The following is a 25,625-nucleotide window of genomic DNA, read 5'->3' as shown; positions in this document are numbered from 1 at the left end:
GGATGCTGAAACAAGTTCAGCATGACGAAGTTGGGAAATCCGTGTGATCCAGTCTATTCTCATCGCCAATCGCGGCGAAATCGCTTGCCGGATCATCCGCACCGCGCGGCGGCTGGGCATCCGCACCGTCGCGGTCTATTCAGACGCTGACGCGGAAGCGCTGCACGTTCGCTTCGCCGACGAGGCGGTGCATATCGGGCCGTCGCCGGTTCGGGAATCCTATCTGGTTGGCGAAAGGATCATCGCCGCGGCCAGGCAAACCGGCGCGGAAGCAATCCACCCCGGCTATGGCTTCCTTTCGGAAAATGCCGCGTTCGCGCAGGCCGTCATTGATGCGGGACTGATCTGGGTCGGGCCCAATCCGTCCTCCATCACCGCCATGGGGCTGAAGGACGCGGCCAAGACGCTGATGGAGGATGCCGGAGTGCCGACCACGCCCGGCTATCTGGGCGACGATCAGTCCCCAGAGCGGCTGAGGCAAGAGGCCGACGCGATCGGCTATCCCGTCCTCATCAAGGCAGTCGCGGGCGGCGGCGGCAAGGGCATGCGCAAGGTCGACAGCGCCGCAGACTTTGCCGACGCGCTGCTCTCCTGCCAGCGCGAGGCGGCGTCGAGCTTCGGCAATGACGCCGTGCTGCTGGAAAAATGGATCACCAACCCGCGCCATATCGAGGTGCAGATATTCGGCGACGTTCATGGCAATGTCGTCCATCTGTTCGAACGCGACTGCTCGCTCCAGCGCCGTCACCAGAAGGTGATCGAGGAAGCGCCTGCGCCTAGGATGGGTGCGGAGACGCGCGCGGCGGTCTGCCGGGCGGCGGTGAATGCGGCCAAGGCCGTCGATTATGTCGGCGCGGGCACGATCGAATTCATCGCCGATGGTTCGGAAGGTCTGAAGGCCGACCGCATCTGGTTCATGGAGATGAACACGCGGTTGCAGGTCGAGCACCCCGTTACCGAAGCGATCACGGGCCAGGATTTGGTCGAATGGCAGCTTCGGGTCGCTTGCGGAGAAAAGCTGCCGAAGAGCCAGGAGGAACTGTCGATCAACGGCTGGGCGATGGAGGCGCGCCTCTATGCGGAGGACCCGGCCAAGGGGTTCCTGCCCTCTATCGGCAGGCTGGACGTCTTTGAGCTCAGCGACCGGAACGTGCGCGTCGATACCGGTGTGGAGCAGGGCGCGGAAATTTCGCCTTTCTACGACCCGATGATCGCCAAGGTCATTGCGCATGGTGCGACCCGCGATGCCGCCCGATCGGCGCTGGCGCAGGCGCTGGATGAAAGCGCGGTCTGGCCGCTCAAGACCAATGCCGCTTTTCTCGTGAAGGCGCTGGAGCATCCCGATTTCGTTGCCGCCCGGCTGGACACCGGGCTGATCGAGCGTGCGGGCGAGGCGCTGATGCCGCCCGCCCGGCCAAGCGAGGAAGCGCTGGCGGATGCCGCCGCAAGCTTGACGCGGGGTGGCGACCTTACTGGCTTTCGCCTCAACGCCCCGGTGCGGCGCGAAGGCATGTTCCTGCTGGATGGGGAGGCGGTGACGATCACCTATGATCCGTGTCAGGGGGGCGAGGGCGCAGACGATGTGCTGGTGGCGGAGGGCGGGCAGGTCTGGCGTCTCGCGCCATGGCGCGCCGATGGAGCGGCGGGGGCGGACGCGGCGGACGGCGCGATCCTTTCGCCGATGCCCGGGCGCATCATCGCCGTCGCCGTCGCGGCGGGGGAGTCGGTTACCAAGGGGCAGAAGCTCTTGACGCTCGAAGCGATGAAGATGGAACATAGCCTCGTCGCGCCTTTCGACGGCACGATCGCGCAGCTCAACGCCAGCGAAGGCGGACAGGTGAGCGAGGGCGCGCTGCTGGTGAAGATAGAGAAGGGGGATGCGGCCTGATGGCGGGCAAGTTTTTCGACCAGTGGCAGGTGGGCGAGACGCTGCGCCATGAAATCCGCCGCACTGTGACGGAGACGGACAACCTCCTCTTTTCGACGATGACGCATAATCCGCAGCCGCTGCACATCGACGTGGAGGCGGCGAAGGCGAGCGAGTTCGGCCAGATCCTGGTCAACGGCACCTTCACCTTTGCGCTGATGATCGGCCTGACGGTTGGCGACACGACGCTTGGCACGCTGATCGCGAACCTTGGCTATGACAAGCTCGTCATGCCAAAGCCGGTCTTCATCGGCGACACGCTCCGCGCGGAAACCGAGGTGCTGGAGCTAAAAGCCAGCAAGTCCCGTCCGGGCGCTGGAATTGTCACCTTCGCGCACCGCATGATCAACCAGCGTGACGAAATCGTGTGCCAATGCCTGCGAATGACCTTGATCAAGGGCAGCAATAGCTGACATTGCGCCATTTCCTTGCATCGCGAAAGGCCCTTACGTTAGGGGACTGCCAGAATCGATCGCGAGAGTGCGATTAACAGCGGTAGGTCGCGAAAAGGAGCAAGGCGTTCGATGATGGCGAAAGCGGATTTTATCGTGGTGGGGACGGGCGCCGGCGGCCTTGCGGGTGCGATTTCCGCCAAGCTCAACGGCCTCAACCCGATCATCATCGAAAAGGCGTCCTGCTGGGGCGGCACCAGCGCTCTTTCGGGCGGCGGCGTCTGGATTCCCAACAACCACCTGATGCAGCGGGACGGGATCGAAGACAGTTTCGACGCCGCGCTCGCCTATATGGAAGCAACCATCGGCGATGTGGGCCCGGCCAGCAGCCGCGAACGCAAGACCGCTTATCTCAATGCCGGTCCGGACATGGTCCGGGGCCTGGAAGCACAGGGGCTGGGCTGGCGCCGGGCGCCGCGATACCCCGACTATCACCAGGATCAGCCGGGCGCGCGCGTCGGCCGCACGCTGGAGGGAGTGAGCTTCGACGGGAAGAAACTGGCGGGCTGGCTCAAGACCATGCGCACGTCCGGCATGCCGTCGATGGTGATGAGCACGGATGACGCCCCCCAGGTTCCCACCATGCTGCGGTCGTTCAAGTCCTTTTCCGCCGCCATGCGCATGATGGGGCGGACGCTGGCCTGGCGGGTGCGCGGGCGCGAACCCCTTTCGATGGGCCCGACGCTGGTCGCGCAGCTAATGGCGATCGTCCAAAGGCTGGGAATACCGGTCCTGCTTGATACGCCGATCAAATCGCTGATCAAGGATGGCGACCGGGTCGTGGGCGTGGTCGCGGGCGAAGGGCCTGCCGAACAACGGTTAATGGCCCCGCACGGCGTGTTGCTCGCCACCGGCGGCTTCGCAAAGAATAGCAGCTATCGCAGGCAGTTTCAGGAAGTGGACGGCCGATGGAGCCCGGCCAGCCCCGACGACACGGGCGATGGCCAGCAGATCGGGGCACAGGCTGGCGCCGATCTCGCGCTGATGGACGCGGCCACCTGGTATCCGGTATCGATCCTGCCCGATGGCACCATCAATGCCGGAATCTGGGAGCGCACCTTGCCCGGATCGATCATCGTCGATGCGTCCGGCCAGCGCTACACGAACGAAGCGGCGTCCTATGTGAATGCGGGCCGCGCCATGCTGGACCGTGACAAGAGCGTCAGCGCGGTTCCAAGCTGGCTCATCTTCGACAACCGCTATCGTAGCCGCTATTTCTTCGGCTCCACCCCTCCGGGAGTGAACGGCGAATTTTTGAAGAGCGGCTTCTTCATCAAGGCGCCGACGCTTGGCGAACTGGCGGAGAAATGCGGCATCGACGCGGATGGATTGAACCGGACGGTGCAACGCGTAAACGCCATGGCGCAAAAGGGCGTCGACGAAGATTTCGGCCGTGGCGACAATGTCTATGATCAATATTATGGCGATCCCAACAACCGGCCCAATCCCTCCTTCGGCGCGATCGACAAAGCACCATTTTACGCCACCCGCTTCTATCCGGGCGATCTCAGCACCAAGGGCGGGTTGATGGCGGACGAACATGCGCGGGTCCTTCGCGCGGATGGCAGCGTGATCGAAGGACTTTACGCCGCTGGCAACTGCGCCGCGCCAGTGATGGGCCGGACCTATCCGGGCGCGGGCGCGACGCTGGGGCCATCCATGGTATTTGCCTGGATCGCCGGGAAGCATGCCGCCGTAAAGGCCGGGTAAGCCTTCTCAAAAAGGCGCGATCAGGAGAAGCCGAAACCTTTTGGGTAAGACTTTCGCGCCAAAGACATACGCGGACCCGTCAACTATCACGGTTGGATGGCATCCGATACGACCTGGTGGAATCAGACGGGTTCACAGCTTCTGGCGCTTGGCGATTGGTGCGCTCGGGAAGGGCGGCGGGCACCGGTTCGCCTTGTCCTGCACGTCGCTATCGGCGTTGCATTTCTCTGGCTCTTCCTGCGGCAAGTGGATCTGGGCCCCGCCCTCGCGGCCGCCGGCCGGGCGTCCATCCTCCCGCTGTCGATCGCGCTTGCCGCTTACGCCGCCGACTTCCTGCTACGCGCGGCCCGCTTCTGGCTGTTGCTGATGCGGGCGTCCGGGCAAAGCTTGCCCTGGGCCAGGGTGCCTGGTCCGTTCATCGCCAGCTTCGGGATCAGCGACCTGCTGCCCTTGCGCGCAGGGGATGTGTTCCGCCTGCTCTGGTTCCAGCGGAACATGGGGCTGCGGTCTGGAACCGTGCTTGGGGCGATGATGGTAGAACGCTTTTTCGACCTGTTCACGCTTCTGCTGCTGGGCCTTGGCATCTTCGCATGGCACGTTGCGGGCGACTGGCTTGTCTGCCTGATGCTGCTGATCCTTGTTTGCGGCGTGGCTGGATTGCTGGTGCTGATCGCGAGCCGCATGGCGGAAAAGGCGGGCAGCATGCGCCACAAATGGCTGGCATGGCTGGTGTCCGCCATCGGTTGTTTCCAGATGCTGCGGTCGCTGCGGCTGCTGGCCGGTCTGACGGCCATGTCGCTCCTCTGCTGGCTGCTGGAAGCGATGGTCATGATGGGCGCGTGGATCAGCCTGAACGGCGCTATGGAGCGGTGGGCGGCGCCGGTGGCCGCCTTCGTCGGCAGCACGCTTGGCACCTTGTTTCCCGGTTTGCCGGGCCATTTCGGCACGTTCGAACTGTTCGGGCTGGAGATATTTTCGCGCAGTGGCGTGGAGCCGGGATTTGCCGCCGCGGTCCTGCTGCTGGCGCATCTTCTGCTGTGGGCACCGACGGCGTTGTTCGCGATCCTGTGGCTGCCGCTCAGCGGGTCAGGAAAGACGGCGTAGCAGTCCGATCATATGTTGATCGACGGCCGACCGATGCGCGGAGGCGCCGCGTTCGGCAACGCGGTGCGTGCGAAACCAGTCATAGCTTTCCGCCAGCATGTCCGCATTCGAATAGCGGGCTGTCCAGCCAAGCTCTTCAAGCGGCGCGGTATCGAACCAGCAGTCGCGATGATAGGTCCGATATTGCCATGGGACGAGCGGCGAGAGCCGCATCCGGCGAAGCAGGCCCAGCGCGGCCATGGCGGGCGCGGCCGGTAGGCCGACGATGCGCGACGGGCTGCCAGCATGGGCGATTAATCCTTCAAGATCGTGCCGCAAGGTGCCGAAGCGGTTGGTTCCCACATTATAAGTGCCTGGCTGCCCCCGGGCGAGGACCAGCAGGATGAAATCGACCAGATCGTCGGCATGGATGAACTGCATCCGGTTCGATCCGTCGCCGATGATGAACAGCCGCCGCCCTTCCGCGATCCATTGAAAGAGGATCTGGTAGATGCCGAGCCGGCCTTTGCCCAAGGTGGCGCGCGGCCGAATGATGGTGAGCGCTATGCCCGCCGCGCCGCAAATGTCCGACACGATGCGTTCTGCCGCCAATTTCGACCGGCCATAAGGTTCGAACGGGCGGGGCATAGTCGCGCCAGTGATCGCGCCTTTGGGGGGCAAGCCGAAGATGGCGGTGCTGCTCACATGCACGAATGCGCTTGTCCCGGCCCGGACAGCCTCTTGCGCGACGATGCGTGACCCATCGACATTGACCTGCTGATAGCGGCTGCCGGCGTTGGACTGCGCAACCAGGGCGGCATGATGATGCAGCACGTCCACGCCCCGCATTGCGCGGGCAACGGTGGCACGATCGCAGACGCTGCCCTGACGAAATTCGATGTCCGGCGGCAGTCCGGGATCGCGGACGATATCCAGCACGCGCACCTTATCCCCGGCCTGATGCAGGCGTAAGGCGACGCGGGAGCCGATGAAGCCCGATCCGCCGGTCACGAGGTGCGTGGTCAAGCGAACCGCCTTTCGATCGCATGAAGTGCGTTGCGATGGGCGATGGCCATGACCGATCCTTGCGGATTGGCGATGGTCGGGCCGCACATCAATGACGCGTCGGCGATGCGCAACCCGTCCCCGCCATGCACCCGTCCCCAGCTGTCGGTCGCGGTGATCCGCTGATTGCCTCCCATCGGGCAGGATGCGAAGACATGCACCGAAGAGAGCGATGCCGACTTGCGGGGCAGGCTTGCCGGGAGCGCGTCGATTTCAGCAGCCGATCGCAGCATGGGAAGGCCCGGCAGGCAGGGCTGAACCGCCTCTGCCCCGGCGGCGAACAGGGCGCTCAGCAGATGGCGGAGCCCGTCATACAGCGCCTCCAGCTCATTGCTCTCATGCGCCACCGACACGATCGGATCGCGCACGCCCGGCAGGCACCTGACCCGCGCATGGCCGCTGCCATTCTGGACATAATAAAGCCCCATCCGATCCGAAGCCTGCGCAATGTGGGCGCGCATCGCCGGGTTGCCCGCCAGCGCGAGCGCGAGGAGGGCGGGCGAACTGATCGAGCAGCCAATGCCGAAGCGCGGCTCGAATGCCTTGATCTGATGGACGGGATCGGGATCGCCGGGCCGGTTCACCGCGTCGCTGAACAGGGCAACCGCCTTCAGCATCGGATGAAAGCGCAGGCTGTTCCCGACATTGTGTCGAATGCCGGACCGGCGCAGCAGCGCAGGCGTCTGGACCGCTCCGCACGCGACGAACAGGCCATCGGCCTCTATCTCCAGCGCGCGCCCGTCGCGGACCGCGCTGACCCGCCATCGCCGGTTGGCGCGGGCGATGCGCAGCGCCCGCGTGCCTGCCATCACCTCGCCGCCTGCACGGCGGAATTGCGGGATGAAGGTTTCGCTCATCGACTGCTTTCGTCCGCTGGCATAGTCGAACAGCCGGGGCGCCTGCATGCTGTCCCATCCAAGGGCCGCGCCGCCATCGCCCAGCCGCTGCGACAAAGGGGGCGCTCGTCCTGGGAGGCCCGCAACCCTGGCTCTCGCCTCGCAGGCGTCGAAATGCGGCGCAAGCGCGTCGGGCGTCAGCGCATCGACCTGATACTCGCGCGCCCACCGGTCCAGCACATAGGCGGGCGTGCGATGGTAGAGCCCGCGATTGACCTCGCTCCCGCCCCCGACGCAGCATCCTTCCATATAGCTGATCGATGGCTTGCCGAAGGCGAGGCTGAGGCCCCTGTTGCGATATTTGCGCACGATCTCTTCGCCGGAAAAATGCCTGCATGCGTCCAGCGGGAGGTCGGGCCCTTCCTCCAGCAGCAGCGTCTGGAAGCCTGCCTCGGCGCATAGCGCTGCGGTGACTGATCCGCCGGGGCCCGAACCAAGTACCGCTACATCGACGCGAAGCCGGTCAGCCATAGCGCCTGTTCTCCTGCTGTCCGCTCTTCTCCTCCTCATCGTCGGGCCACAGTCCGAACAGCGTCAGGCTGACATAGAGGGTCATGAGCATGCGGCACGGCCCAAGGACGGATCGCTCCCACGCATCGATCTGCCGCAGCCGGGCTTCGTGGCCCAGGCGGTGGAACGGGCGGCCCCGCGAGACGATCGGCCAGGCGTCGAAGGCAAGCGTCGCCAGATGGATGGGCGGACGGAGATAGCCGGGCATGCCAGCAAGGCTGTCCATGACGAACCGGAGCGCCACGTCCGGTTGCGCGGCATCGCCTCTCTCCCGCCGCGCGACTGCCTCGACGAGCGCGCGAATGGCGGAACGGGCATCAGGCATCATGGCGGAACATGGGTTCACGAAAATGACGGAAGTCCCGGCCACGGATCAGGGACCGCACGCCGATCCGCCGCGCCGCTTCCCCGTCCCGGTCATCGCGGTCGCCGATCATCAAGGTGCGGGCGGGCACCGTCTTCGCCTGGTTAATCAGCCATAGCAGGCCCGCCGGGTCGGGCTTCAGGCGGCCGACATCCTCCGCTGTCACGCACAAATGCGCCGACAGGCCCAGGGCGGTCAGCTTTCCTTCGGGCCGATAGTCGGAAAAGACCGCCAGCACATGGCGCTCCGCCAGTCGCGCGAACAGCGATCCCGCTCCCGGCGTGCGGCAGTCGCGCAACAAGGGCAGGGGGCGCTGCTCCATCCAGTCGGCGACGATGGCGCGCACCCTGTCCGGCTGATGGCCGGGCAAGGCATATTGCGCGTCGGCGAAGTCGCTCGCCATGATCTCGCCCATGGCTTCGCGCTTCCTGCGATAGGCCGACAGCGTGCGCATCACATGCAGGCTGCGGCTGCGAATGGCCTCCCGCGCGAGCAGCCCGGCCATGCGCCGCCGCAGGCGCGGCTGGTCGTACAAGGTGCCGTCCATGTCGAACACGATCAGGTCGAACCTGTCCCAGGGAACGGCAGTCTTCACGGGCGGGCATAGACATGGCTGGGGGAGGACAGGTCACTGATCGACGGGATGTCGATGAAGGAAAGGCCCGCAAGGGCGGCGATGACGATGAAGGACGCCATCATCAAGCGGCGCGACCGGAACAGCCGTTCGGGGCGGGACGCAACCGAATCCCGCCGCATTGCCAGCCAGAAATAGCTGGCGAACAGGACGGCGATGAACGGCAGGGCGAATATATATTCCTGCCGGTAGCGGATCAGGAACGCAGCAACGAAGAATGCGGACAGCATGGCATAAAGCATGCAGGAGACTGCCAGATTTTCCGCATTGTAGCTGGCGAAGGACCGGCGATAGCGCGCCAGCAGATCAGCCCCGCCCGTCTCGCTGATGTCGCGATATTCGGCCAGCCGCTTTGCCGCCATCAGGAACGCGCCACCCATCCAATAGGCGAGCAGCAGCGTCGCGGGCGCGCGGCTGTAAGGTTCGATCATCGTCCAGCCCAGCATCAGGCGGATGGGATTGTTGATGCTCTCGCTGATCACATCCAGATAGACGCGGTCCTTGGTACGCACCGGCGGCACATTGTAGATGAGGCCCGACAGAACGAAGGCCGCCGAAGTCCAGGCGAACAGCGCCCCCAACTGTACCGCAAGCGACAGACCCACGATGACCAGCAGCAGATATTCGGCATAGACGATCGGCGCCGACAAGCTGCTTTGAACCGCGGTACGAGCGGACTTGAGCGGGTGAAAGGCGTCGAAGTCGCGATCCAGCCATTCATTGATCACATAATTGGCCGAAGCGATCGCCACGGCGCTGATCAGGCCCAGCAGCAGCGTGACAAGGCGCGGGTCCTGTGCCGGATCCCGGAGCACATAGGCCAGCACGATCCCCGGGAGGATGAACACATGCTTCGTCATATGGTCCAGCCGGGCGATGGCGACATAATCGCGCCACCGGCCATGTGGAGCCTGAACTGGACTGACCGTCATGGCTTCCTCACTCATTGTTGCCCTCCTTGCCCCACGCGCGTCGATAAATGGCGCCGTCCTCCAGCTTGGCGGCGCGTACCAGGTTAAGGCGATCGGCAAGCTCGCGCTCCGACGCCATGTAAAAGCGGAAGTCGATCCCGTTCAGGAAGACGACATAGGCATTGCCGCGCGCCAGCGCGGCGCTGGCTGACGCCAGTTGCCTGGCATAGGGGAACTGCGCGTCCTCCCGGCCGATGCGCAGGCTGATGTGCATGGGAATGTCGCGCGCCGGACGGCGCAGCAGATAGCCGATGACATCGGGGCCGTTGGAGTAGATGACAGCGTCCCGCGGCAAGCGCGCGACCGCCGCGATCGTGGGGGACCGGACCCAGTCCAGCGCCGCATAGCCCACGCCCTTGTGATAATCATTGTTGGTGCGGACAGTCGTGCGGACGGCATGACTGACCAGCATCATGCAGCCAATGCCGATCAGGATGAAGCGCAGCAGGCGTGCTGCCGTGGATGCGCGGTCCAGCTGCGCCACCGTGATCGCTGTCGCCATGACGCTGGTGCAATAGATCGGATAGGCATAGCGGCCGTTCATGTGGAGATTGGCCTCTATCGATGTCGCGAGCACCATGAAGGCGAGATAGGTGAAGAAGAACAAGGCCAGGGGCACGGCGAGCAGGGACACATCCGCGCCACCTGTCCGCCCGAGCGCGCGGCGGCCATGAAGGGCCACGGCGGTGAGGCCCGCACCGAGCGCCAGGAGGAACACGGCGCCACGCGCTGGTCCTGGAACATCGTCCGGCAAGAGCCAGGCGGTCATCGCGTGGAAGCTCAGCCACCAATCGGCCACCGTCATGTTGCCCAGCCATTCCAGCGGACGGCCGGTCGACCTGCCATTCACCGCTTCGCCCAGCGCAACCCATCCAAAGAATATGAACGCCGATGGCAGGAGGATGCGGAGGATGTTGGCGAACCTGCCCGGCAAAGGCTGGCGTGGATCGATCAGCAGGAACAATGCGATCGCCGCGCCGAGCGCCGGGCCGGTGAAGCGTGTCAGAGAGGCAAGGCCAATGCCGATCCCCGCCATGATCAGCCAGCGTCCGTCCGCATCGCGCAGATAGCGGGCAAGCGCGATCAGCGTGCCATAGATGGTGGTAAGGAACAGCGGCTCCGACATGGCGAGGCCATGCAGCGTCACCGTCTGCGGCGCGATGATGATGATCGCGGTGCCCAGGGCCGCCGCCGCTGGACTGCCGCTTGCTGTCCGTATCAGATACCAGGCGAGAAAGGCGTTGAGCGGCGCCAGCACCAGCCCGATGCCCCAGGCGCCACTGACGATGTCGATGCCGGGCATGGCCACCAGTTGCAACAAGGCAGGATAAAGCGGTGCGTCCCAAGGCTGGCTCGACAGGCTCATGTAGCGGGTGCTGTCCGGCCAGATGCCGATGCCGTGGTGCGTCACCAGCAGGAACAGCAGAAGCGCGAGGAGCGGCAGGCCGCCCGCGCTGATCCCGTCCAGCACAATGCCGGACCGGGCACGAGCCAGAGCCTCGTCGGGTTGGAATGGATACATCACGGCTTTGCCCGGAAGCCAGCCAGGATGCGCTTCACATTTCCGGCGACGAAATGGAGCACCGAGTCCGGAATGCCGCGATCGAAGATATCGTCTAGCCCATCCACCAGCCGATCTATTTCTGCCTTGGTGACGGTGAAGGGCGGCATGAAGTGCAGCATGTCCCGCGCGCCGGGCTGGAAATGCACCAGGACGCCGTGCCGGTCGAAAAGCTGCCGGGCGAGCGCGCCGATCAGCACGGACTGATAGGTGAGGAACAGGGGATTGTTGGACACGTCGACCAGCTTTGCCGCCAAGTCTTCACGGAAATTGAGCCGGATGGCGCGGAACAGTCCCCGGCCGCGCACTTCCAGGAGGGTGCGCGGATATTTGATGTGCAACGCTTCCAGCCTTGCCTCCAGATAATCCCCCATTTCCCGCGCATTGTCGATCAACCCGTCTTCATAGAGTGTGTTGAGCGTCTCGATCGCGACCGCGCAGCTTTCACCGATCCCGCTGAAGGTGGAGCTGTGCAGGTTGCAGTCGTTGCGATTGCCATAGGCCTGTTCGAACAGGGCGCGCGAAGTCACCATCGCGCCGATCGCCCGCTTTCCGCCGCCCAAGGTCTTGGCAAGGGTCACCATGTCCGGCACCACATCTTCGTGCATGAAGGCGCAGAAACGGCCAGTCCTTCCGCAACCGACCTTCACCTCGTCGAAGATCGACAATATGTCATTGTCGCGGCAAAGCTGGGCGAATTGCTTGAGATATCCGGCCGGGGGGACCTCGCAGGCCGTGCCACGGATCGGTTCGATGATGGCCGCGATGATGCTGTTGCCGTTTGCGCCGCTTTCATCCGCGATCGCCCGGTGCATCGCGTCGATGTCGCCGTACGGGATATAGATAAGATTCTCCTTGGGCACACCCAGCAGGAAACCGGTATGGACATTGGTTGCGGTCGTCAGCGACAGTGCGCCATGCGTCTTCCCGTGAAAGGCACCGCGCATGCAGAGGAATTTCCGTTTACCCTTTGGCGTCTGGATGCGCTCTGCCAGTTTCATTGCCGCTTCGTTGGCTTCGGCGCCTGACGTCGAAAAGAAGCTGGTGTCCAGAGGATCGGGCAGGATTTGCGCCAGATTATAGGCCAAGGCCGCCTGCAGTTTGTGGGGGGCGAGCTTGATGATGTCGAGCACCTGTCGGGCATGGCACAGCTGTTCGGCGGCGACGATGCGGGGGTGATTATGGCCGAGGCCCGCCGCACCCATGCCGGTCGAAAAATCCAGAACCTCCCGTCCATCGGCCAGGTGCAGCACTATGCCCTGCGCTGCCCGCACGTCGAGGTCATCGAGGCCCAATATGCCATAAAGTCCCAGCAGATGCCGGTTGAGGTGCCGGGCATAGAGGCGGTTGGCTTCGCTTACTTCCAGCGACAGCGATTGTTCAAGTGTCAGGATCGCCGGCTGATCAAAGGCAGCGGGCAGGATTTCCTGTTTGAACTGGGTTGCCATTTTGACCGATTCTCCCGCCGAACGATGCCGATGGGACAATCTTTATGGACGCTGGAGAGACGCGGGAATCCATGGATTTATATACTCCCAAGGGGCCGTGGCCTAGCCCTTCGGAGGCTCACCATTTGCGACCGTTACACCCTCGAAATAGATGGCGGCCAAAGCGGTGCGGTTGGTGATGCGCAGCTTCTGGAAAATATTGTGGAGATGGATCTTCACCGTGCCTTCGCCAGCGCCCAATTGTCGCGCGATGTCGCGGTTGGAAAGGCCCCGGCATGCCTGCGCGGCGATCTCCATCTCGCGCGGGGTAAGCGCGGCCAGACCGAGCGACGGGCCGTCATCGCGCCAGACGCGGTTGGCTTGACGCGCCATTTCCTGTGGCAGCCATTGGCATCCACGCGCGACGCTCCGCAGGCAGTCGATCAGCGTGTTGGGGGCTGCTTCCTTCAGCACGACGCCCCAAATGCCGTTTTCGATCGCTTCGGATAGCTGTTGGGGCGTAATCAATGCGGTCAGGAAGACGGGCCGGACGGGCAGATTTGCCATCCTTATGCGCCGCAACAGCGCCAGCCCGCTGATGTCGGGCATGTTGATGTCCAGCACCACGATGTCGGGTTTCAATCGGTCGATCGCCTGGAAAGCCGCCGTGCCGTCGGTCATGCTGCCGACGACGCGGAAATCGGGCTCCATCGCGACCAGTTCGGCTAGGCCGTGCAGCACCACCGGATGATCATCCAGCAGGAAAACCGAATGCTTCATTGCAAAGGCACCTCGATCCGCATCGCCAGCCCGGGCGCGTAGCGCATTATGTCCATGCGGCCGCCCAGGTCCCGAATGCGCGCCCGCAAGGATCGCGGCCAGCCGGGCTTGCGGCCGGATGCCGGCACCATGCCGCAGCCATTGTCGGAGATGGTGAGGCGCAGGGCGTCATCCTGCTGGTTCAGTTCAACGGACAAACGGGTCGCGCCGCCATGCCGCACCGCATTGGCTGTCGCCTCGCTCAGCAATTGCCTGAGTTCACGGTGAAGATCGCCTGACGCCTCCATGTCGGGCGGGTCGATCGACAGGGCGATATCGCATCCCCATTGGTCGGCCAGTTCATCGGCGCTCTGGGCGAGCGACAGGGAAAGAAGGCGCACGGGCGGCGCTTCTGTGTCGCGGCTGCCCTCGACGAACAGGCGGATGCGGCGCTGCTGTTCGGCCATGACGCTCGCGACGCTGTCGAGCGCCCCGCGGGCGCCTTCCGGCAGGCTCATGCCGGCGGCCTTCAGTTTCAGCGAGGCGGCGGTCAGTTCCTGCAGAACGCTGTCGTGCAGGTCGCGCGCCAGCCGGATGCGTTCCTGCCCGCGTGCATTGTCGGCAATCGCATGGATCAACTCCCATCTTTCCAGCTCATGCCCGATGCGAAGCGCGGTGATCTGCGTCAGATGCTGCGTTTCTTCGTGATGATTGGCGGAGCCGATGACGAACAGCCTGTCCGCGCTCCCGGCGCTCCCTACGGGAGCTGATCGCACTCCGGCCGGGTCGGCAGATAGTTTCTCCCACCCGGCGGCGGCGGCGATCGCGTCCAGCTCTGCTGCATCGCCGCGCCGGAAAAGCTCCTTCCATTCCCGCTTCGGGCTTCTGGCGCGCCAGAAGGAGGGATCATCGATTTCCGCAATCCTGAGACCCCCCGCGCCCCACAATGCGACGGTTCCGCCGGAGCCTTTCTGATTTTGCCAGAGCAGCAGCACCTGGCTGACGCCGAGAAGCTCCGACGCATGACGCAGCATGTCGCTCAACAACAGTCGCCGGTCCGTCGGGGCGGGGGCCGGATACCAGCTGGCCAGTTGAGCGAAGCGGTGGCTGCTCCGCGCGCGGCATGCGCCGAAATAGCCGAGCATGGCCGCCGCCACGAGGAAATAGGCCGACCGCATGATCAACAGGTTGAGTTCGGACTCCCCATCCTGCAAATCCTGCCATCCCAGGGCTACCAGCAACAGCTGCATGACGACCGCGCCCAGCACGGCGCCCAGCATGTCCCAACGGAGCGTCGTCGCCAGCAGGATGAACGGCAGAAAAGGGAAAAATGGACTGCTAAGCTCATCCGTCAGATAGACGAGCGCGCCAAGCGCCAGCAGGTCTATGCCGTGAATGATCAGATGCAGCTTGCTTTCCAGCGGCCAGCGCGGCGGCGTCAGGGCCAGCCAGAGCGAAAAGGCGATATAGCTTGCCAGCAGCAAATGCGCTTCGGCAAGGAAACCGGCCGGGCGTGTCGGGTCCAGGTATATGGCCAAGGCCGCGAACAGCACCGTGACCAGCCTGCCCGCCGATATCAGCCATTCAGGATCGGCACCAACGCGCAATCGTCCCAGAAGAGAGCTTCTTCGTAATGCCGCCAACATGCGCGGCGCCGGTTCTTGCATTTTGCGCGTACGCATATCTTTGCGAGGATTGTCACGAACTTACATGATGCACAAATGCGATTATGGATAAGAGGCCAGAAGGCAACGGCCAATTCCGCGCGCATCAGTCGATCATCATCAGACTGGCGTTCCCGCCAGCGGCAGTGGTGTTGATCGATATCGACACCTCTTCGAGCAACCAGTCGCAATGATAGGCGAGGGGCTGGTCCTGGTCGGCGGCATGGACCGGGATGATCGGCCCGGGCATCGCCGCGACTTCGGCCACCGCCCGGGCGACCGTCATTCCGTCGCCTTCCACCAGGACGACGGAACAGGGGCCGTCCGCCCAAGCGGAAAAGGCGGTGGCGACATGGGGCGGCAGATCGTCAGGCAGCGGCTCTTCGACCACGCCCTGGTTGCCGGTCGCCAGCACCGCCGCCATCTGTTCGAACAAGCCATGCCGCGTGCTCGGCTTCATCCCTATCCGGCCACGGGGGTGAAGGCTGTAGAGGTTGCTTTCCCCCACCGGCCCCGGCAGCGCAAGCTTGGTTCCCAGCGTAGAGGCAGCGGCATAGTCGCGAGCTTTTGCCGCGTTGGCCCATTCACCCTTCGCTTCCAGCCAGTCGGCGAAATCATGGATCGGCGAAGCGGCATCCATTGCCCGGTGACGCAGGACGGGCGGCCGGGCCACCAGCCTGCCAAGGTAGAGCGGCCCGCCCGCCTTCGGGCCTGTTCCCGACAGCCCCCGCCCGCCGAACGGCTGGACGCCCACGATCGCGCCGATCATGTTGCGGTTCACATAGAGATTGCCCGCCTGAACGCGCGCCGTGACATGCGCGATGGTCTCATCCAGGCGGGTGTGCAGGCCGAAGGTCAGGCCATAGCCAGTCGCATTGATCGCATCGATCAGCGCATCCAGCCGCTCCCGCCGGAACCGCACGACATGCAGGACGGGGCCGAAAACTTCCTGTTCAAGCTCTGCGATATCGCCGATTTCGATGATCGTCGGCGCGACGAAGCTGCCATGCGCCGCCTCGACAGGAAGGGCGAGTTGATCGATATGTGCGCCGCGCGCGCGCATCCTGGCGACGTGCTTTTCGATCCCGGCCTTGGCCTCCTCCGTGATCACAGGGCCGATATCTACCTTCAGCGCGTCGGGCCGACCGAGACGCATTTCACGCAGTGCGCCCTTCAGCATCAGGAGGATGCGATCCGCCACCTCTTCCTGCAGGCACAGCACACGAAGCGCGGAGCAGCGCTGGCCAGCACTGTCGAAGGCCGACACCAGCACATCCGCCACCACCTGTTCTGCAAGGGCGGATGAATCGACGATCATCGCATTCTGCCCGCCCGTTTCGGCAACCAGCGGGATAGGGCGTCCCGCAGGGGACAGCCGCTTGGCAAGCTCGCCCTGGATCAGCCGCGCGACAGCGGTTGAGCCGGTGAACATGACGCCTGCCGTGTCCGGCGCTGCCACAAGGGCGCTGCCCAACAGCCCATCGCCGGGGGTCAGCTGAAGGGCATGGGCCGGCACGCCCGCCTCGTGCAGCAGGCGCACGGCCTCCGCCGCTATCAAAGGCGTCTGGCCCGCCGGTTTGGCGAGCACCGGATTGCCCGCGACCAGAGCGGCGGCGACTTGCCCGGTGAAGATCGCCAGGGGGAAATTCCATGGACTGATGCAGATGATGGGGCCCAAGGGCTGCTGCTCGGCGCCGAAGCTGGTGCGTGCCTGCACTGCATAATAGCGCAGGAAATCGATCGCCTCGCGCACTTCCGCGATGGCATTGGGAAGCGATTTTCCAGCCTCTCGGATCAGCAGGCCGAGCAGGATCGGCATGCGCGCCTGCATCGCATCGGCGGCGCGCTCCAATATCGCAGCGCGCTCGTCCACGGACTTGCTGCCCCAATCCGATGAGGCGGCGTGGGCGACAAGGGCGGCGGCATCTTCCGCCGCCACTTCCATTACCGTGCCGACCCTGTCCCGATGATCGGCGGGATTGACGATCGCCCGCTCTTCGCCTGACCCGAAAGTCGGGGCTGCCGTCCAGCCGATCTCTGCGCTTTCGCGAAGGGCTTGCGAGAGCGCGGCGAGCGTTGCCTCGTCGCTCAAATCGAAACCCGCCGAATTGCGGCGATCGGGATAGATATGGGCAGGCAACGCTATCTGGTCATGCCTGGCTCCCGGATGGGGCATGGCGCGGACCAGTTCGACTGGATCAGCGGTCAGATCTTCCAGCCGAACCGCCGGATCGCCGATGCGGTGGACGAAGGAGGAATTGGCGCCATTTTCAAGCAGGCGGCGGACAAGATAGGCAAGCAGCGTCTCATGCGTGCCCACCGGCGCATAGATGCGGCACGGCCGGTCAAGCTTGTCCTTGCCCACCACCTGCTCGTACAGCGGCTCGCCCATGCCATGCAGGCACTGGAACTCATATTGGCCGCTCCTGAAATCCGGCCCGGCGATGCGGTAGATGGTCGCGAGCGTCTGGGCATTATGCGTCGCGAACTGCGGGAAGACTGCGTCCGGTGCCGCAAGCAGCTTTTGCGCGCAAGCGATATAGGCGACGTCGGTATGCACCTTGCGCGTATAGACCGGGAAGTCGGCAAGGCCGTCCACTTGCGCCCGCTTGATCTCCGCGTCCCAATAGGCGCCTTTTACCAGACGAACCATGATGCGGCGCCCGGAACGCCGGGCAAGGTCGATGATCCAGTCGATCACGAACGGGCAACGCTTGCCATAGGCCTGGATGACGAAGCCCAGGCCGTCCCATCCGGCAAGGTCGCGATCGGTTGCCAGGCTTTCGAGAAGGTCGAGCGAAAGTTCGAGCCGGTCCATTTCCTCGGCATCGATATTAAGGCCGATGTCATAGCGCTTGGCGAGCAGGGCCAGCTGCCTCACCCGGGGCAGCAGTTCGCCCATGATCCGTTCCGCCTGCGCCCGGACATAGCGGGGATGAAGGGCGGACAGCTTGATCGAAATGCCGGGCCCTTCATAGATGCCGCGCCCACCGGCCGCCTTTCCGATCGCGTGGATGGCGCGTTCATAGTCGGCATGATAGCGGTCGGCATCCGCAGCGGTCGCCGCTGCCTCGCCCAGCATGTCATAGCTGTAGCGAAAGCCTTTCGCTTCCAGGTTGCGCGCGCGCTTCAAGGCTTGGGTGATCGTCTCTCCGGTGACGAACTGTTCGCCCATCATCCGCATGGCGAGATCGACGCCGCGGCGGATCACCGGCTCCCCGGCGCGCGCCACCAGACGCGTCAGCGCGGCGCCAAGCCCACGGTCATCGACGCTGCCGACCAGCTTGCCCGTGACCACCAGTCCCCATGTGGCCGCATTGACGAACAGCGATTTGCCACCGCCCACATGGGCGCTCCAGTCGCCGCCAGCCAGCTTGTCGCGGATCAGCGCGTCCCGGGTCGCATCGTCAGGGATACGCAGCAATGCTTCGGCAAGGCACATCAGCGCAACGCCCTCTTCGCTGGACAGCGAATATTCCTGGATCAGCGCTTCCACGCCGCTGCCGCTGCGGTTGGCCCGGAGCGTCGTCACCAGCTGGCGGGCGATTTGCCTGACCGCTTCCCGGTCCAGCCCATCCAAAGTTGCGGCCTCCAGCAGCGGCGCCACGCACGCCGCTTCATCGCGGCGATAGGCGGCCGTGATCGCCTGCCGAAGCGGGCTTTGCGATCGGATCGGGGGCGCGAAGGCGTCGAAGACGGCGTGATGGGGCATGGCCAGCAAATTATCCAAAGATCTTAGGCGTCATATATGGATAGAACGCGCTGAATTCCGACTTCCCGCAACGCAAAATGTACAGAAAGTGAGCTAGTCCCGCTTTGCGCATGCAAGCGCGAGCGTGTAGTTACTGGCGTCCGGGCAAGAAACTGCTGCCCTAGGGAGGAGAGGCCAATGGCTGAGTGGCGGCATCATTGGGCCGATATCAATGGCCTCACCATGCATTATGTCGAGCAGGGCCAGGGGCCGCTGGTGGTGCTGGCCCACGGATTTCCGCACAGCTGGTTCAGCTGGCGGCACCAGATCGCGGCTATAGCTGCCGCCGGATATCGCGTCGTCGCCTTCGATCTGCGCGGCATGGGGCAGACAAGCGCCCCGGTCGAAGAGGAAGCCTATGATGTTCAGCATACGATGGGCGATCTTGTCGGCTTGCTCGACCATCTTGGCGAGGAACGGGCTGTCTTTGCCGGGCTGGATTTCGGGCTCTTCGCCATTTACGACATGGCCTATCACTGGCCCCAACGCATGCGCGCAATCATCGGGCTGGGGAATCCGGCCTGGCCTCATGACCCGGACTGCTCGCCGCTGACCGCCGCCCGCGACCTCGGGCAAAGGCATTTCTATCATATCGACTATTTCACGCGGCAGCCGGGCGTTGCCGAAGCCGCGCTCGATGCAGAACCGCGCGCGTTTCTGAAGCGGGTCTTTTACGCTCTCTCAGGCGATTATCATTATGTCGACGTCTGGAAGCACCCGCCTGGGACATCCTATCTCGATGCCCTGCCCGAAGCGCCGCCATTGCCATGGCCGTGGCTGAGCGATCTGGAGCTTGAGTTTTTCGTGAGCGACTATGCCCGATCCGGATTTCTGGGCGGGCTGAACTGGTATCGCGCCATGGACCTGCGTTGGGCCTATCGCCGCCAGTTCGAGAATATACCCAACCCCGTGCCCTTCTATTTCCTGACAAGCGAGAATGACACGGACATGGAAGCTTTCCATGGTGACGATCCATTGGCGAAATTGCCAAGCCAATATGCCGACCTGCGCCGCGTCGAGATCCTGCCCAAAGCTGGACATATGCTCCAGATGGAGCGGGCGGCCGAAGTCAGCGCCCGCATGGTGGAGTTCCTGGCGGACATCGGCAGGTCGGAAGGCTGATGCGTGGAAGGGCAGAGGCTTCAGGGGGAGCGGGCGTGCGGCGCACCGCTGAAGGGCTAGCCCTTTCTGCGGCGAGGGCCGGTTCGGCTTTAAGTTACGGTACAACTTCAAGAATTGATCTCGCCGACCCATGTAAATGATGCTGCCTTGCTCGGACGTGACAAGGCTACGACAGCGTCAACGGGGATTTGATTAAGCCATTATTTGCTCAAACAGCTTGAAATCGAACGCCATCGACTTGATTTCGAGTGAATCTGCCCTTATCGCTGCGGGCAGGAGAGAGATGCTGAAGTAAACAGAATGGGTTTGGCCGTCCGGGCGCTGGGGTAAGGCTCAGTCGTCCGGAATTCTCTGGCTGGATCGTGACAACGCTGTCTTTCGGGTCGAGACAACTGGGAAGGCCATAAAAACCCGGCTTCATATCGGGCAAATTCAGGGAGGATGAATGTGAGGAAAACTCTATTTTTAATTGGTACGATGCTGACGAGCGCGCCCGCTTTTGCGCAGCCGGCAACGCAGGTGCAGAACGTCGAAGCAGCCGCGGGTAGCGGTAACGCCGCCGATATCGTGGTGACGGCGCAGAAGCGCGTCGAGCGTCTGATCGACACGCCGCAGACCGTCAATGTGGTCAACGGCGAACAGTTGGAGCGCTTCAACATCACGCGCTTTGAAGATGTCGCGAAGTTCGTGCCGGGTCTGTCGATCTCGTCGGGCGACGGCCGTCAGCAGGCCGTGTCTCTGCGCGGCGTGGCATTCGATCAGGACAGCCAGACGAACCGGTCGGTCGACATCTACCTCAATGAAGTCCCGTTCGATCCCACACAGGCGCTTCAGGCTCAATTCGACATCGGGTCCATCCAGGTGCTTCGTGGTCCCCAGGGCACACTGCGCGGCGGGACGGGTCCGTCCGGCGCGATATTGATCGGCACGCGCCAGCCCAGCCTGCAGAAGTTCGAGGTAAGCGGCAGTGCAAGCTATAGCGATCGCGAAGCCGTCAATTTGCAGGGCGGCGTCAGCATTCCCGTGGTGACCGACAAGGTCGGCCTTCGCGTCGCCGGTCTTTACGACCTCAATTATGGGAATGGCGTAAGGAACATCCTCACGGGCGACACCGACCGCTCGCGCTCTTACGCCGGTCGCATATCCTTGCTGCTGCATCCGACAGAAAATCTCGACATCCTCGTGATGCACCAGCAATTCCGTTCGAAGGTCAGGCAGCTCCGCCCCGTAGTCAGTGCGGAAGGTGCACCTGTTGGCGAGTTCGGCTTTATCGGTCCGGATGACCGCGCCGCGATCACTGATGGCGACAATCTGTTCGTCACAAAGGGACGCGCCACCATCGTCAATGCAAGCTATGATTTCGGCGGTCACCTGCTCAGCTACATCGGAAGCTATCAGAACAACGACTTCAACACCGTGCGCGATCTTGATCTTGGCAACGGGCTGCTGTCCTTTGGTCCTGGGTTCCGACTCCCGGTTCAGCTGTTCCAGCGGATCGACATCAAGACGAAGACCCTGACCAACGAACTGCGGTTCGAGCGGACTGGCGAACATTTCTGGATCTACCGCTTCGGCGTTTACTTTAACGACGTGAAGTCACCTTTCACTGGCCTCGTCGACTATACGGGTGCGAACGGTGACTGCGAAGCTACGCCCGGACCATTGGCCGGTTTCGGCTTGCCATGTCTGCCGTTGGGTGGAGGCACTCCGACGAAATCGCATGATCGGGGCTATTTCACGACGCAGACCTTCAACTTCACCGACAAGGACACGCTGGACGTCGGCCTGCGCTATTCAACGAACGAGATCAATGACCCGACCAATCCGTCAAAATATGACGCCTGGACCGGCACGGCGAGCTACAAGCATGAGTTTTCCGACAGCCTGATCGTCTATGGCAATTACGGACGTGCCTATCGCCCCGGTGGGTTTGACACGACCGAGGCTGCGACCAATGGAGGTCCGGGCCGCATTCCCACTTCCCTCTATAGATGGAGCCCGGAAAAGTCCGATTCTTTCGAAGTCGGCGCGAAAGGCACATTGTTCAATAATCGCCTGACCTATGCCGTGTCGGCCTTCTACCAGAAGTTCAACAACTTCATTAATCGGGTCAACGGCATCGCCTGTGACTATGATCCGTCGACACCTGGGACTCAGGACGGATGCTCCGCCACCAACTTGACCTATAATGGTGATGCAATCGTGCGCGGTGTTGAAATGGAGCTGCGCGGGCAGATCACGCGCAACTGGAATGCTCAGCTTTCGGCATCCTATACAGACGCCAAATATGACAATGCGGAAATTCCCTGCAACGACTATAACAATGACGGCAACCCCGACTTCGGCGGAGCACCCGCAGTACAACCCGGGCGCTATTACAGCGTTTGTTCGTCCAACAGCGCCTTGTCCGCGCTGCCCAAGTTCCAGGCGTCGTTCAACACGGAATATAGCATAGATCTGCCGGACGATTTCCAGACCTTCGTGCGCCTGTTGGGCCGCTATCAAGGCAAGCGGGTCAACCCGAACTCCAACATCCGCTACCCCAATTCCTTCAAGCTGGATGCGTTCGCGGGCGTCAGGACGCCGATCGGTGCGGAGGTGAACTTCTTTGTGCGCAATGTCTTCGACCAGCGCCGGGACAATGTCGATCCGGGCCAAATCTTCGACCTGTTCGGCACGCCGACTGGCTACACGGCGATCAATTATGATCAGCGCCGTGAATTCGGTATTCAGACGCGGCTTTCCTTCTGATCATGGGCTCGCCCCCAACAGGGGGCGGGCATCATGGTGAATGTCAGAGCCAAGGCAAAAGAGAGGGCCCGCTGCGCAAGCTGCGGGCCCTCTCTTCGATCTTCGGTCAGGGCGGCGGCACGCGGGGCAGCCGCGTGCCTGTCCTTAGGTCCTATTCAGCCGCCAGGCCATATTCCGGCGGCATGATCGTGGGCAGGCCCGGATCGAAATGGGCGGTCAGCAACTGGATGAACTCCCCGTCATGCAGCGGATCCGTCGGCATCTTGAACGGAACGCCGCGAGCGCGCAGTTCCGACAGGAAGATGTCGAACACCCGCTCATGCGACAGGTCATCGCTATGATCGAGCACCAGCGACATTTCATCCAGGTCCATGAAAATGTCCGCTCCCCAATGGACCAGGAACCGGACTTCGTCGGCGGGCAGCTGCTGGATGACCTTGCCGTCGGTCTTGATCTGCCAGTCGCTGGATGACGGATCGGCCGCGATGACGGAGTCGATCGCCAGACCCTCGGGCCTGCGCATATGCTCCGGACCACAGGAGTTGGCGCCATGATACATGACCTCATTCTCGACCACGGCGGCACGCCCCCACATCGGCGCGTACAGCTGCTTGGGCTGGCCCTGAGGACCATCGGGCCAGTAAGTGAAGCCCCCGCCGATCTGCCCCTTATAATACCAGGTCAGAACCTGCGCCTTCTTGATCTGCCACTCGCGGAACAGCCCTGATTTGGTCATCAGTCCGACGAGCCAGGACGGAGAATTCTGAATCGTGATGCCGCGGAAGTCAGCGCCATCGACGTGAGGCGTGCCGCCCGAACCCGAAGGACCCTGGATGTTGCAGAGCATCAGGTTCGGCGTCGCATATTTGGCGTTCCAATAGCCGCGCACCAGTTCAAGGAACTTGAAATTGAGGAAGCAATCCTCGATTTCGGGGTAGAGGCTGGCATGGCCGCGTCCCAGGGTCGCGCGGAACACGGGGCTCAGGAACATGTCCCATGTGGGCACAAAGCCTTCGGGAAGGCTTCCCGACGTCGTGGCGATCACTTCTTCAGGGGAAGAGAACTCCTGCGACAGGATCGTTTTCCACGGACCTTTGTCGCGCATGACGTTGAAAAGCCTCTGACGCTGATCTTCGCTGAAGGCGGCTTCTACCAGCTGCGGCTCTGCGACGGGTCGCAGGAATGCGTTGTTGTTCATGGCCGTTTCCTCATAGCCCGAAGGCTTCTTCTAACTGGCGCACAAAATAGCGGCGCTGCGGATCGCTGCGCCCTGACAGCCTAAATCCCGCGCCGGGAAAGAGTGGACAAAGCTCAACGATTGTCAATCCCGTGCTGCAAAGGTCATGTCCTTGCCGAGAGTGAAAAGAGGGGCTTGACTAAAGGTTGACGTGGACCAACAATTCCGCGGGCTTCGGGAAAGCAGTGCGCGAGTTGAGTGAAGCGAGTGCCGTCTTCCGGAAAATGTTGGAACGGCCGCGGGATGCCCGCCGGCCGGATAAGGCGGTTACTGCATGATGGAACATGTGCGCGCGGATGCATTTGATACGGGAGCGGCGCGACTGAGACGCGGCATGCTGGTTCGCGCCATGCTTGCGCAGAATACCGGCACCGGCTGCGCTTTCGGCGGGTTGGCCATAACCGTTCTCGCGCTGCAGGATCGTTATGGCGCATCTTTGGGCATGGCGGCGATGGCGCTTTCCCTTGCCGTTCTTTCCATGACTGCGTTCGGCCCGCTGATCGCGGGTGCCATCGCCCGCTGGGGTCTGCGGCGGATCATGCCGGCAGGAGTGCTGCTCTCCCTCATCGGATATATCTCCCTTGCCTATGCGCCGAGCATGCTGTTCGCACTCGCGGCCTGTGGTCTTCTGATCGGACCTGGCGCGGCCTTGTTTGCCGCCCTTCCGCCAGCTGTACTGGCGGGCGGCTGGTATCCCGAAGCGCGCGGCAAGGTGATGGGCATCACCTATCTGCCCCTGTTTACGACGGTCATTCCGGTGGTGGGCGTCAGCATCGTCCAGACTTATGGGCTGAAGGTCTTCTTTCTCTCGCTCGCCGCCCTGCACCTGCTGTTGCTGCCCTTGATGCTGGGCGTGGTCGACCCGCCGATGGAGGCGCTGGACGATCAAGGGCCTGCCGAAAGCCCGGGCTTGGGTTCTCGCCATATCGTCATCCTTGGCGGCGCGATGTTCTGGATGATCGCGGTGGCAGACGGCATCCTGAACGGCACCGCTATTACCGGGGGTGCGCACATTTTGCCAATCGTCACGGAATATAAGGCGTCGATGGAGGCAGGAGCCATGTTGCTCGCTGTGTCCGGCGCGTCGAGCATCATGGGTTCCCTATTTTCCGGCTACGCCTGCGACCGCATTGGTGCTGCCAATACGCTGGGTCTGGCCGGAGTAGGCTTTGCCATCGCCTGGGTCCTGCTGGCGATTACCGGATGGATGCCCGCCCTGGTTGTTTCTTCGTTCCTCATAGGTCTGTGTGGAGCATCGGTGTTCCCGCCGCTCAACGCGCTGGTGGTGCAGATCTATGGGGCCGAGGCGCTGCCGAAAGTGCTCGGCCTGCTGGGTGTCATGACGCTTCCCTTCACCTTCCTCATGTCTCCCGCCGCAGGTTGGTTGCGCGACTATGCGGGCAATTATGAACCCGTCTTCATCGCAGTGGTGATAGCCAGCGGCGCGGCGGCCGCCATATTCTTCGGCATCAGCAGATATCTTGCGCGCAACGGTGGATCGGGGAGCGACATGCCGGAAGCCGTCCTGTCGCCCGTCAACCCGACCTGAATTCTTCCAGCCATCCGGAACATTTCAGGCTGCCGGTCGACCGCTCGGCGCGCGCTTGATAAATGTTGAACAACGCCAACGATTGAGAATTTTGAGGAGCGGTAAAGCGCTAGTCATACGGCCTTGGCGGACCCGCCCTTCAGAAGATTGGAGGGAGAAAGTCGGATTGAGATAATCGCAAGAGAGGTTTTC

At 63.1% G+C, this 25,625-nt stretch carries 18 protein-coding genes; 7 read left to right on the top strand and 11 right to left on the bottom strand.

The window, feature by feature from the left end:
* Positions 1–43 precede the first annotated feature (43 nt).
* The 4 genes from MU848_RS13290 (at position 44) to MU848_RS13275 (ending at position 5,193) form a co-directional block, all read left to right on the top strand.
* Positions 44–1,888: an acetyl/propionyl/methylcrotonyl-CoA carboxylase subunit alpha gene (locus MU848_RS13290; RefSeq protein ID WP_247233074.1), complete on the top strand. Its 1,845-nt coding sequence runs from the start codon at positions 44–46 to the stop codon at positions 1,886–1,888.
* The gene (locus MU848_RS13285; protein WP_247233072.1) at positions 1,888–2,340 is read left to right on the top strand and encodes a MaoC family dehydratase; all 453 of its coding nucleotides are present in this window, start codon (positions 1,888–1,890) and stop codon (positions 2,338–2,340) included. Before MU848_RS13290 ends, MU848_RS13285 begins: the two co-directional genes overlap by 1 nt.
* Before the next feature lie 111 nt (positions 2,341–2,451).
* Positions 2,452–4,089: an FAD-binding protein gene (locus MU848_RS13280; protein WP_247233070.1), complete on the top strand. Its 1,638-nt coding sequence runs from the start codon at positions 2,452–2,454 to the stop codon at positions 4,087–4,089.
* Between the two features lie 96 nt (positions 4,090–4,185).
* Positions 4,186–5,193, top strand: a complete 1,008-nt coding sequence (locus tag MU848_RS13275; RefSeq protein WP_247233068.1) for a lysylphosphatidylglycerol synthase transmembrane domain-containing protein — start codon at positions 4,186–4,188, stop codon at positions 5,191–5,193.
* Here MU848_RS13275 and MU848_RS13270 read toward each other — a convergent pair.
* The 10 genes from MU848_RS13270 to putA form a co-directional block, all read right to left on the bottom strand.
* Entirely contained in the window at positions 5,176–6,198 is a 1,023-nt protein-coding gene (locus MU848_RS13270) for an NAD-dependent epimerase/dehydratase family protein (protein ID WP_247233066.1), read from the bottom strand. The genes MU848_RS13275 and MU848_RS13270 overlap by 18 nt on opposite strands.
* On the bottom strand, positions 6,195–7,604 hold the full coding sequence (locus MU848_RS13265) for a GMC family oxidoreductase (RefSeq protein WP_247233057.1): 1,410 nt from the start codon (positions 7,602–7,604) through the stop codon (positions 6,195–6,197). Before MU848_RS13265 ends, MU848_RS13270 begins: the two co-directional genes overlap by 4 nt.
* Positions 7,597–7,968, bottom strand: a complete 372-nt coding sequence (locus MU848_RS13260) for a hypothetical protein (protein ID WP_247233055.1) — start codon at positions 7,966–7,968, stop codon at positions 7,597–7,599. The genes MU848_RS13265 and MU848_RS13260 overlap by 8 nt, the downstream gene beginning before the upstream one ends.
* Entirely contained in the window at positions 7,961–8,602 is a 642-nt protein-coding gene (locus MU848_RS13255) for an HAD family hydrolase (RefSeq protein WP_247233053.1), read from the bottom strand. The genes MU848_RS13260 and MU848_RS13255 overlap by 8 nt, the downstream gene beginning before the upstream one ends.
* Positions 8,599–9,588 carry a UbiA family prenyltransferase gene (locus MU848_RS13250; protein ID WP_247233051.1) on the bottom strand — a complete coding sequence of 330 codons (990 nt, stop codon included), beginning with the start codon at positions 9,586–9,588 and terminating at the stop codon, positions 8,599–8,601. The genes MU848_RS13255 and MU848_RS13250 overlap by 4 nt, the downstream gene beginning before the upstream one ends.
* Entirely contained in the window at positions 9,581–11,134 is a 1,554-nt protein-coding gene (locus MU848_RS13245; RefSeq protein WP_247233320.1) for an ArnT family glycosyltransferase, read from the bottom strand. Before MU848_RS13245 ends, MU848_RS13250 begins: the two co-directional genes overlap by 8 nt.
* Positions 11,134–12,621: an aspartate aminotransferase family protein gene (locus MU848_RS13240; RefSeq protein WP_247233048.1), complete on the bottom strand. Its 1,488-nt coding sequence runs from the start codon at positions 12,619–12,621 to the stop codon at positions 11,134–11,136. Before MU848_RS13240 ends, MU848_RS13245 begins: the two co-directional genes overlap by 1 nt.
* A 102-nt stretch (positions 12,622–12,723) precedes the next feature.
* Positions 12,724–13,380, bottom strand: coding sequence for a response regulator (locus MU848_RS13235; protein ID WP_201516193.1), 657 nt, complete (start codon positions 13,378–13,380; stop codon positions 12,724–12,726).
* Positions 13,377–15,005: a sensor histidine kinase gene (locus MU848_RS13230; RefSeq protein WP_247233046.1), complete on the bottom strand. Its 1,629-nt coding sequence runs from the start codon at positions 15,003–15,005 to the stop codon at positions 13,377–13,379. Before MU848_RS13230 ends, MU848_RS13235 begins: the two co-directional genes overlap by 4 nt.
* Before the next feature lie 124 nt (positions 15,006–15,129).
* A complete protein-coding gene (gene putA, locus MU848_RS13225) occupies positions 15,130–18,735 on the bottom strand; it encodes a trifunctional transcriptional regulator/proline dehydrogenase/L-glutamate gamma-semialdehyde dehydrogenase (protein WP_247233045.1) in 3,606 nt (1,201 codons plus the stop codon).
* Positions 18,736–18,912: 177 nt separating this feature from the next.
* Between putA and MU848_RS13220 the strand changes: the two genes are divergently transcribed.
* The gene (locus tag MU848_RS13220; protein WP_247233036.1) at positions 18,913–19,896 is read left to right on the top strand and encodes an alpha/beta hydrolase; all 984 of its coding nucleotides are present in this window, start codon (positions 18,913–18,915) and stop codon (positions 19,894–19,896) included.
* Between the two features lie 477 nt (positions 19,897–20,373).
* Complete coding sequence (locus MU848_RS13215; protein ID WP_247233028.1) at positions 20,374–22,647, top strand: TonB-dependent receptor; 2,274 nt, start codon at positions 20,374–20,376, stop codon at positions 22,645–22,647.
* 151 nt (positions 22,648–22,798) lie between these two features.
* Here MU848_RS13215 and MU848_RS13210 read toward each other — a convergent pair whose 3' ends face one another.
* A complete protein-coding gene (locus tag MU848_RS13210; RefSeq protein ID WP_247233026.1) occupies positions 22,799–23,845 on the bottom strand; it encodes a hypothetical protein in 1,047 nt (348 codons plus the stop codon).
* Between the two features lie 313 nt (positions 23,846–24,158).
* Between MU848_RS13210 and MU848_RS13205 the strand changes: the two genes are divergently transcribed.
* A complete protein-coding gene (locus MU848_RS13205; RefSeq protein WP_247233024.1) occupies positions 24,159–25,433 on the top strand; it encodes an MFS transporter in 1,275 nt (424 codons plus the stop codon).
* Positions 25,434–25,625 lie beyond the last annotated feature (192 nt).

The organism is Sphingobium agri (assembly GCF_023051225.1).
GTDB lineage: Bacteria > Pseudomonadota > Alphaproteobacteria > Sphingomonadales > Sphingomonadaceae > Sphingobium > Sphingobium agri.
Note: the sequence above shows the minus strand (reverse complement) of the source record. Positions and strands in the feature narration are given on the sequence as shown.

What these genes read in the sequence shown, in the direction of transcription:
- MU848_RS13250 (WP_247233051.1), bottom strand. Translation starts at nt 9,588, where the DNA reads ATGAGTGAGGAAGCCATGACGGTCAGTCCAGTTCAGGCTCCACATGGC.
- MU848_RS13260 (WP_247233055.1), bottom strand. Translation starts at nt 7,968, where the DNA reads ATGCCTGATGCCCGTTCCGCCATTCGCGCGCTCGTCGAGGCAGTCGCG.
- MU848_RS13275 (WP_247233068.1), top strand. Translation starts at nt 4,186, where the DNA reads ATGGCATCCGATACGACCTGGTGGAATCAGACGGGTTCACAGCTTCTG.
- MU848_RS13215 (WP_247233028.1), top strand. Translation starts at nt 20,374, where the DNA reads ATGCTGACGAGCGCGCCCGCTTTTGCGCAGCCGGCAACGCAGGTGCAG.
- MU848_RS13230 (WP_247233046.1), bottom strand. Translation starts at nt 15,005, where the DNA reads ATGTTGGCGGCATTACGAAGAAGCTCTCTTCTGGGACGATTGCGCGTT.
- MU848_RS13245 (WP_247233320.1), bottom strand. Translation starts at nt 11,134, where the DNA reads ATGTATCCATTCCAACCCGACGAGGCTCTGGCTCGTGCCCGGTCCGGC.
- MU848_RS13285 (WP_247233072.1), top strand. Translation starts at nt 1,888, where the DNA reads ATGGCGGGCAAGTTTTTCGACCAGTGGCAGGTGGGCGAGACGCTGCGC.
- MU848_RS13235 (WP_201516193.1), bottom strand. Translation starts at nt 13,380, where the DNA reads ATGAAGCATTCGGTTTTCCTGCTGGATGATCATCCGGTGGTGCTGCAC.
- MU848_RS13220 (WP_247233036.1), top strand. Translation starts at nt 18,913, where the DNA reads ATGGCTGAGTGGCGGCATCATTGGGCCGATATCAATGGCCTCACCATG.
- MU848_RS13280 (WP_247233070.1), top strand. Translation starts at nt 2,452, where the DNA reads ATGATGGCGAAAGCGGATTTTATCGTGGTGGGGACGGGCGCCGGCGGC.
- putA (WP_247233045.1), bottom strand. Translation starts at nt 18,735, where the DNA reads ATGCCCCATCACGCCGTCTTCGACGCCTTCGCGCCCCCGATCCGATCG.
- MU848_RS13240 (WP_247233048.1), bottom strand. Translation starts at nt 12,621, where the DNA reads ATGGCAACCCAGTTCAAACAGGAAATCCTGCCCGCTGCCTTTGATCAG.
- MU848_RS13205 (WP_247233024.1), top strand. Translation starts at nt 24,159, where the DNA reads ATGATGGAACATGTGCGCGCGGATGCATTTGATACGGGAGCGGCGCGA.
- MU848_RS13210 (WP_247233026.1), bottom strand. Translation starts at nt 23,845, where the DNA reads ATGAACAACAACGCATTCCTGCGACCCGTCGCAGAGCCGCAGCTGGTA.
- MU848_RS13265 (WP_247233057.1), bottom strand. Translation starts at nt 7,604, where the DNA reads ATGGCTGACCGGCTTCGCGTCGATGTAGCGGTACTTGGTTCGGGCCCC.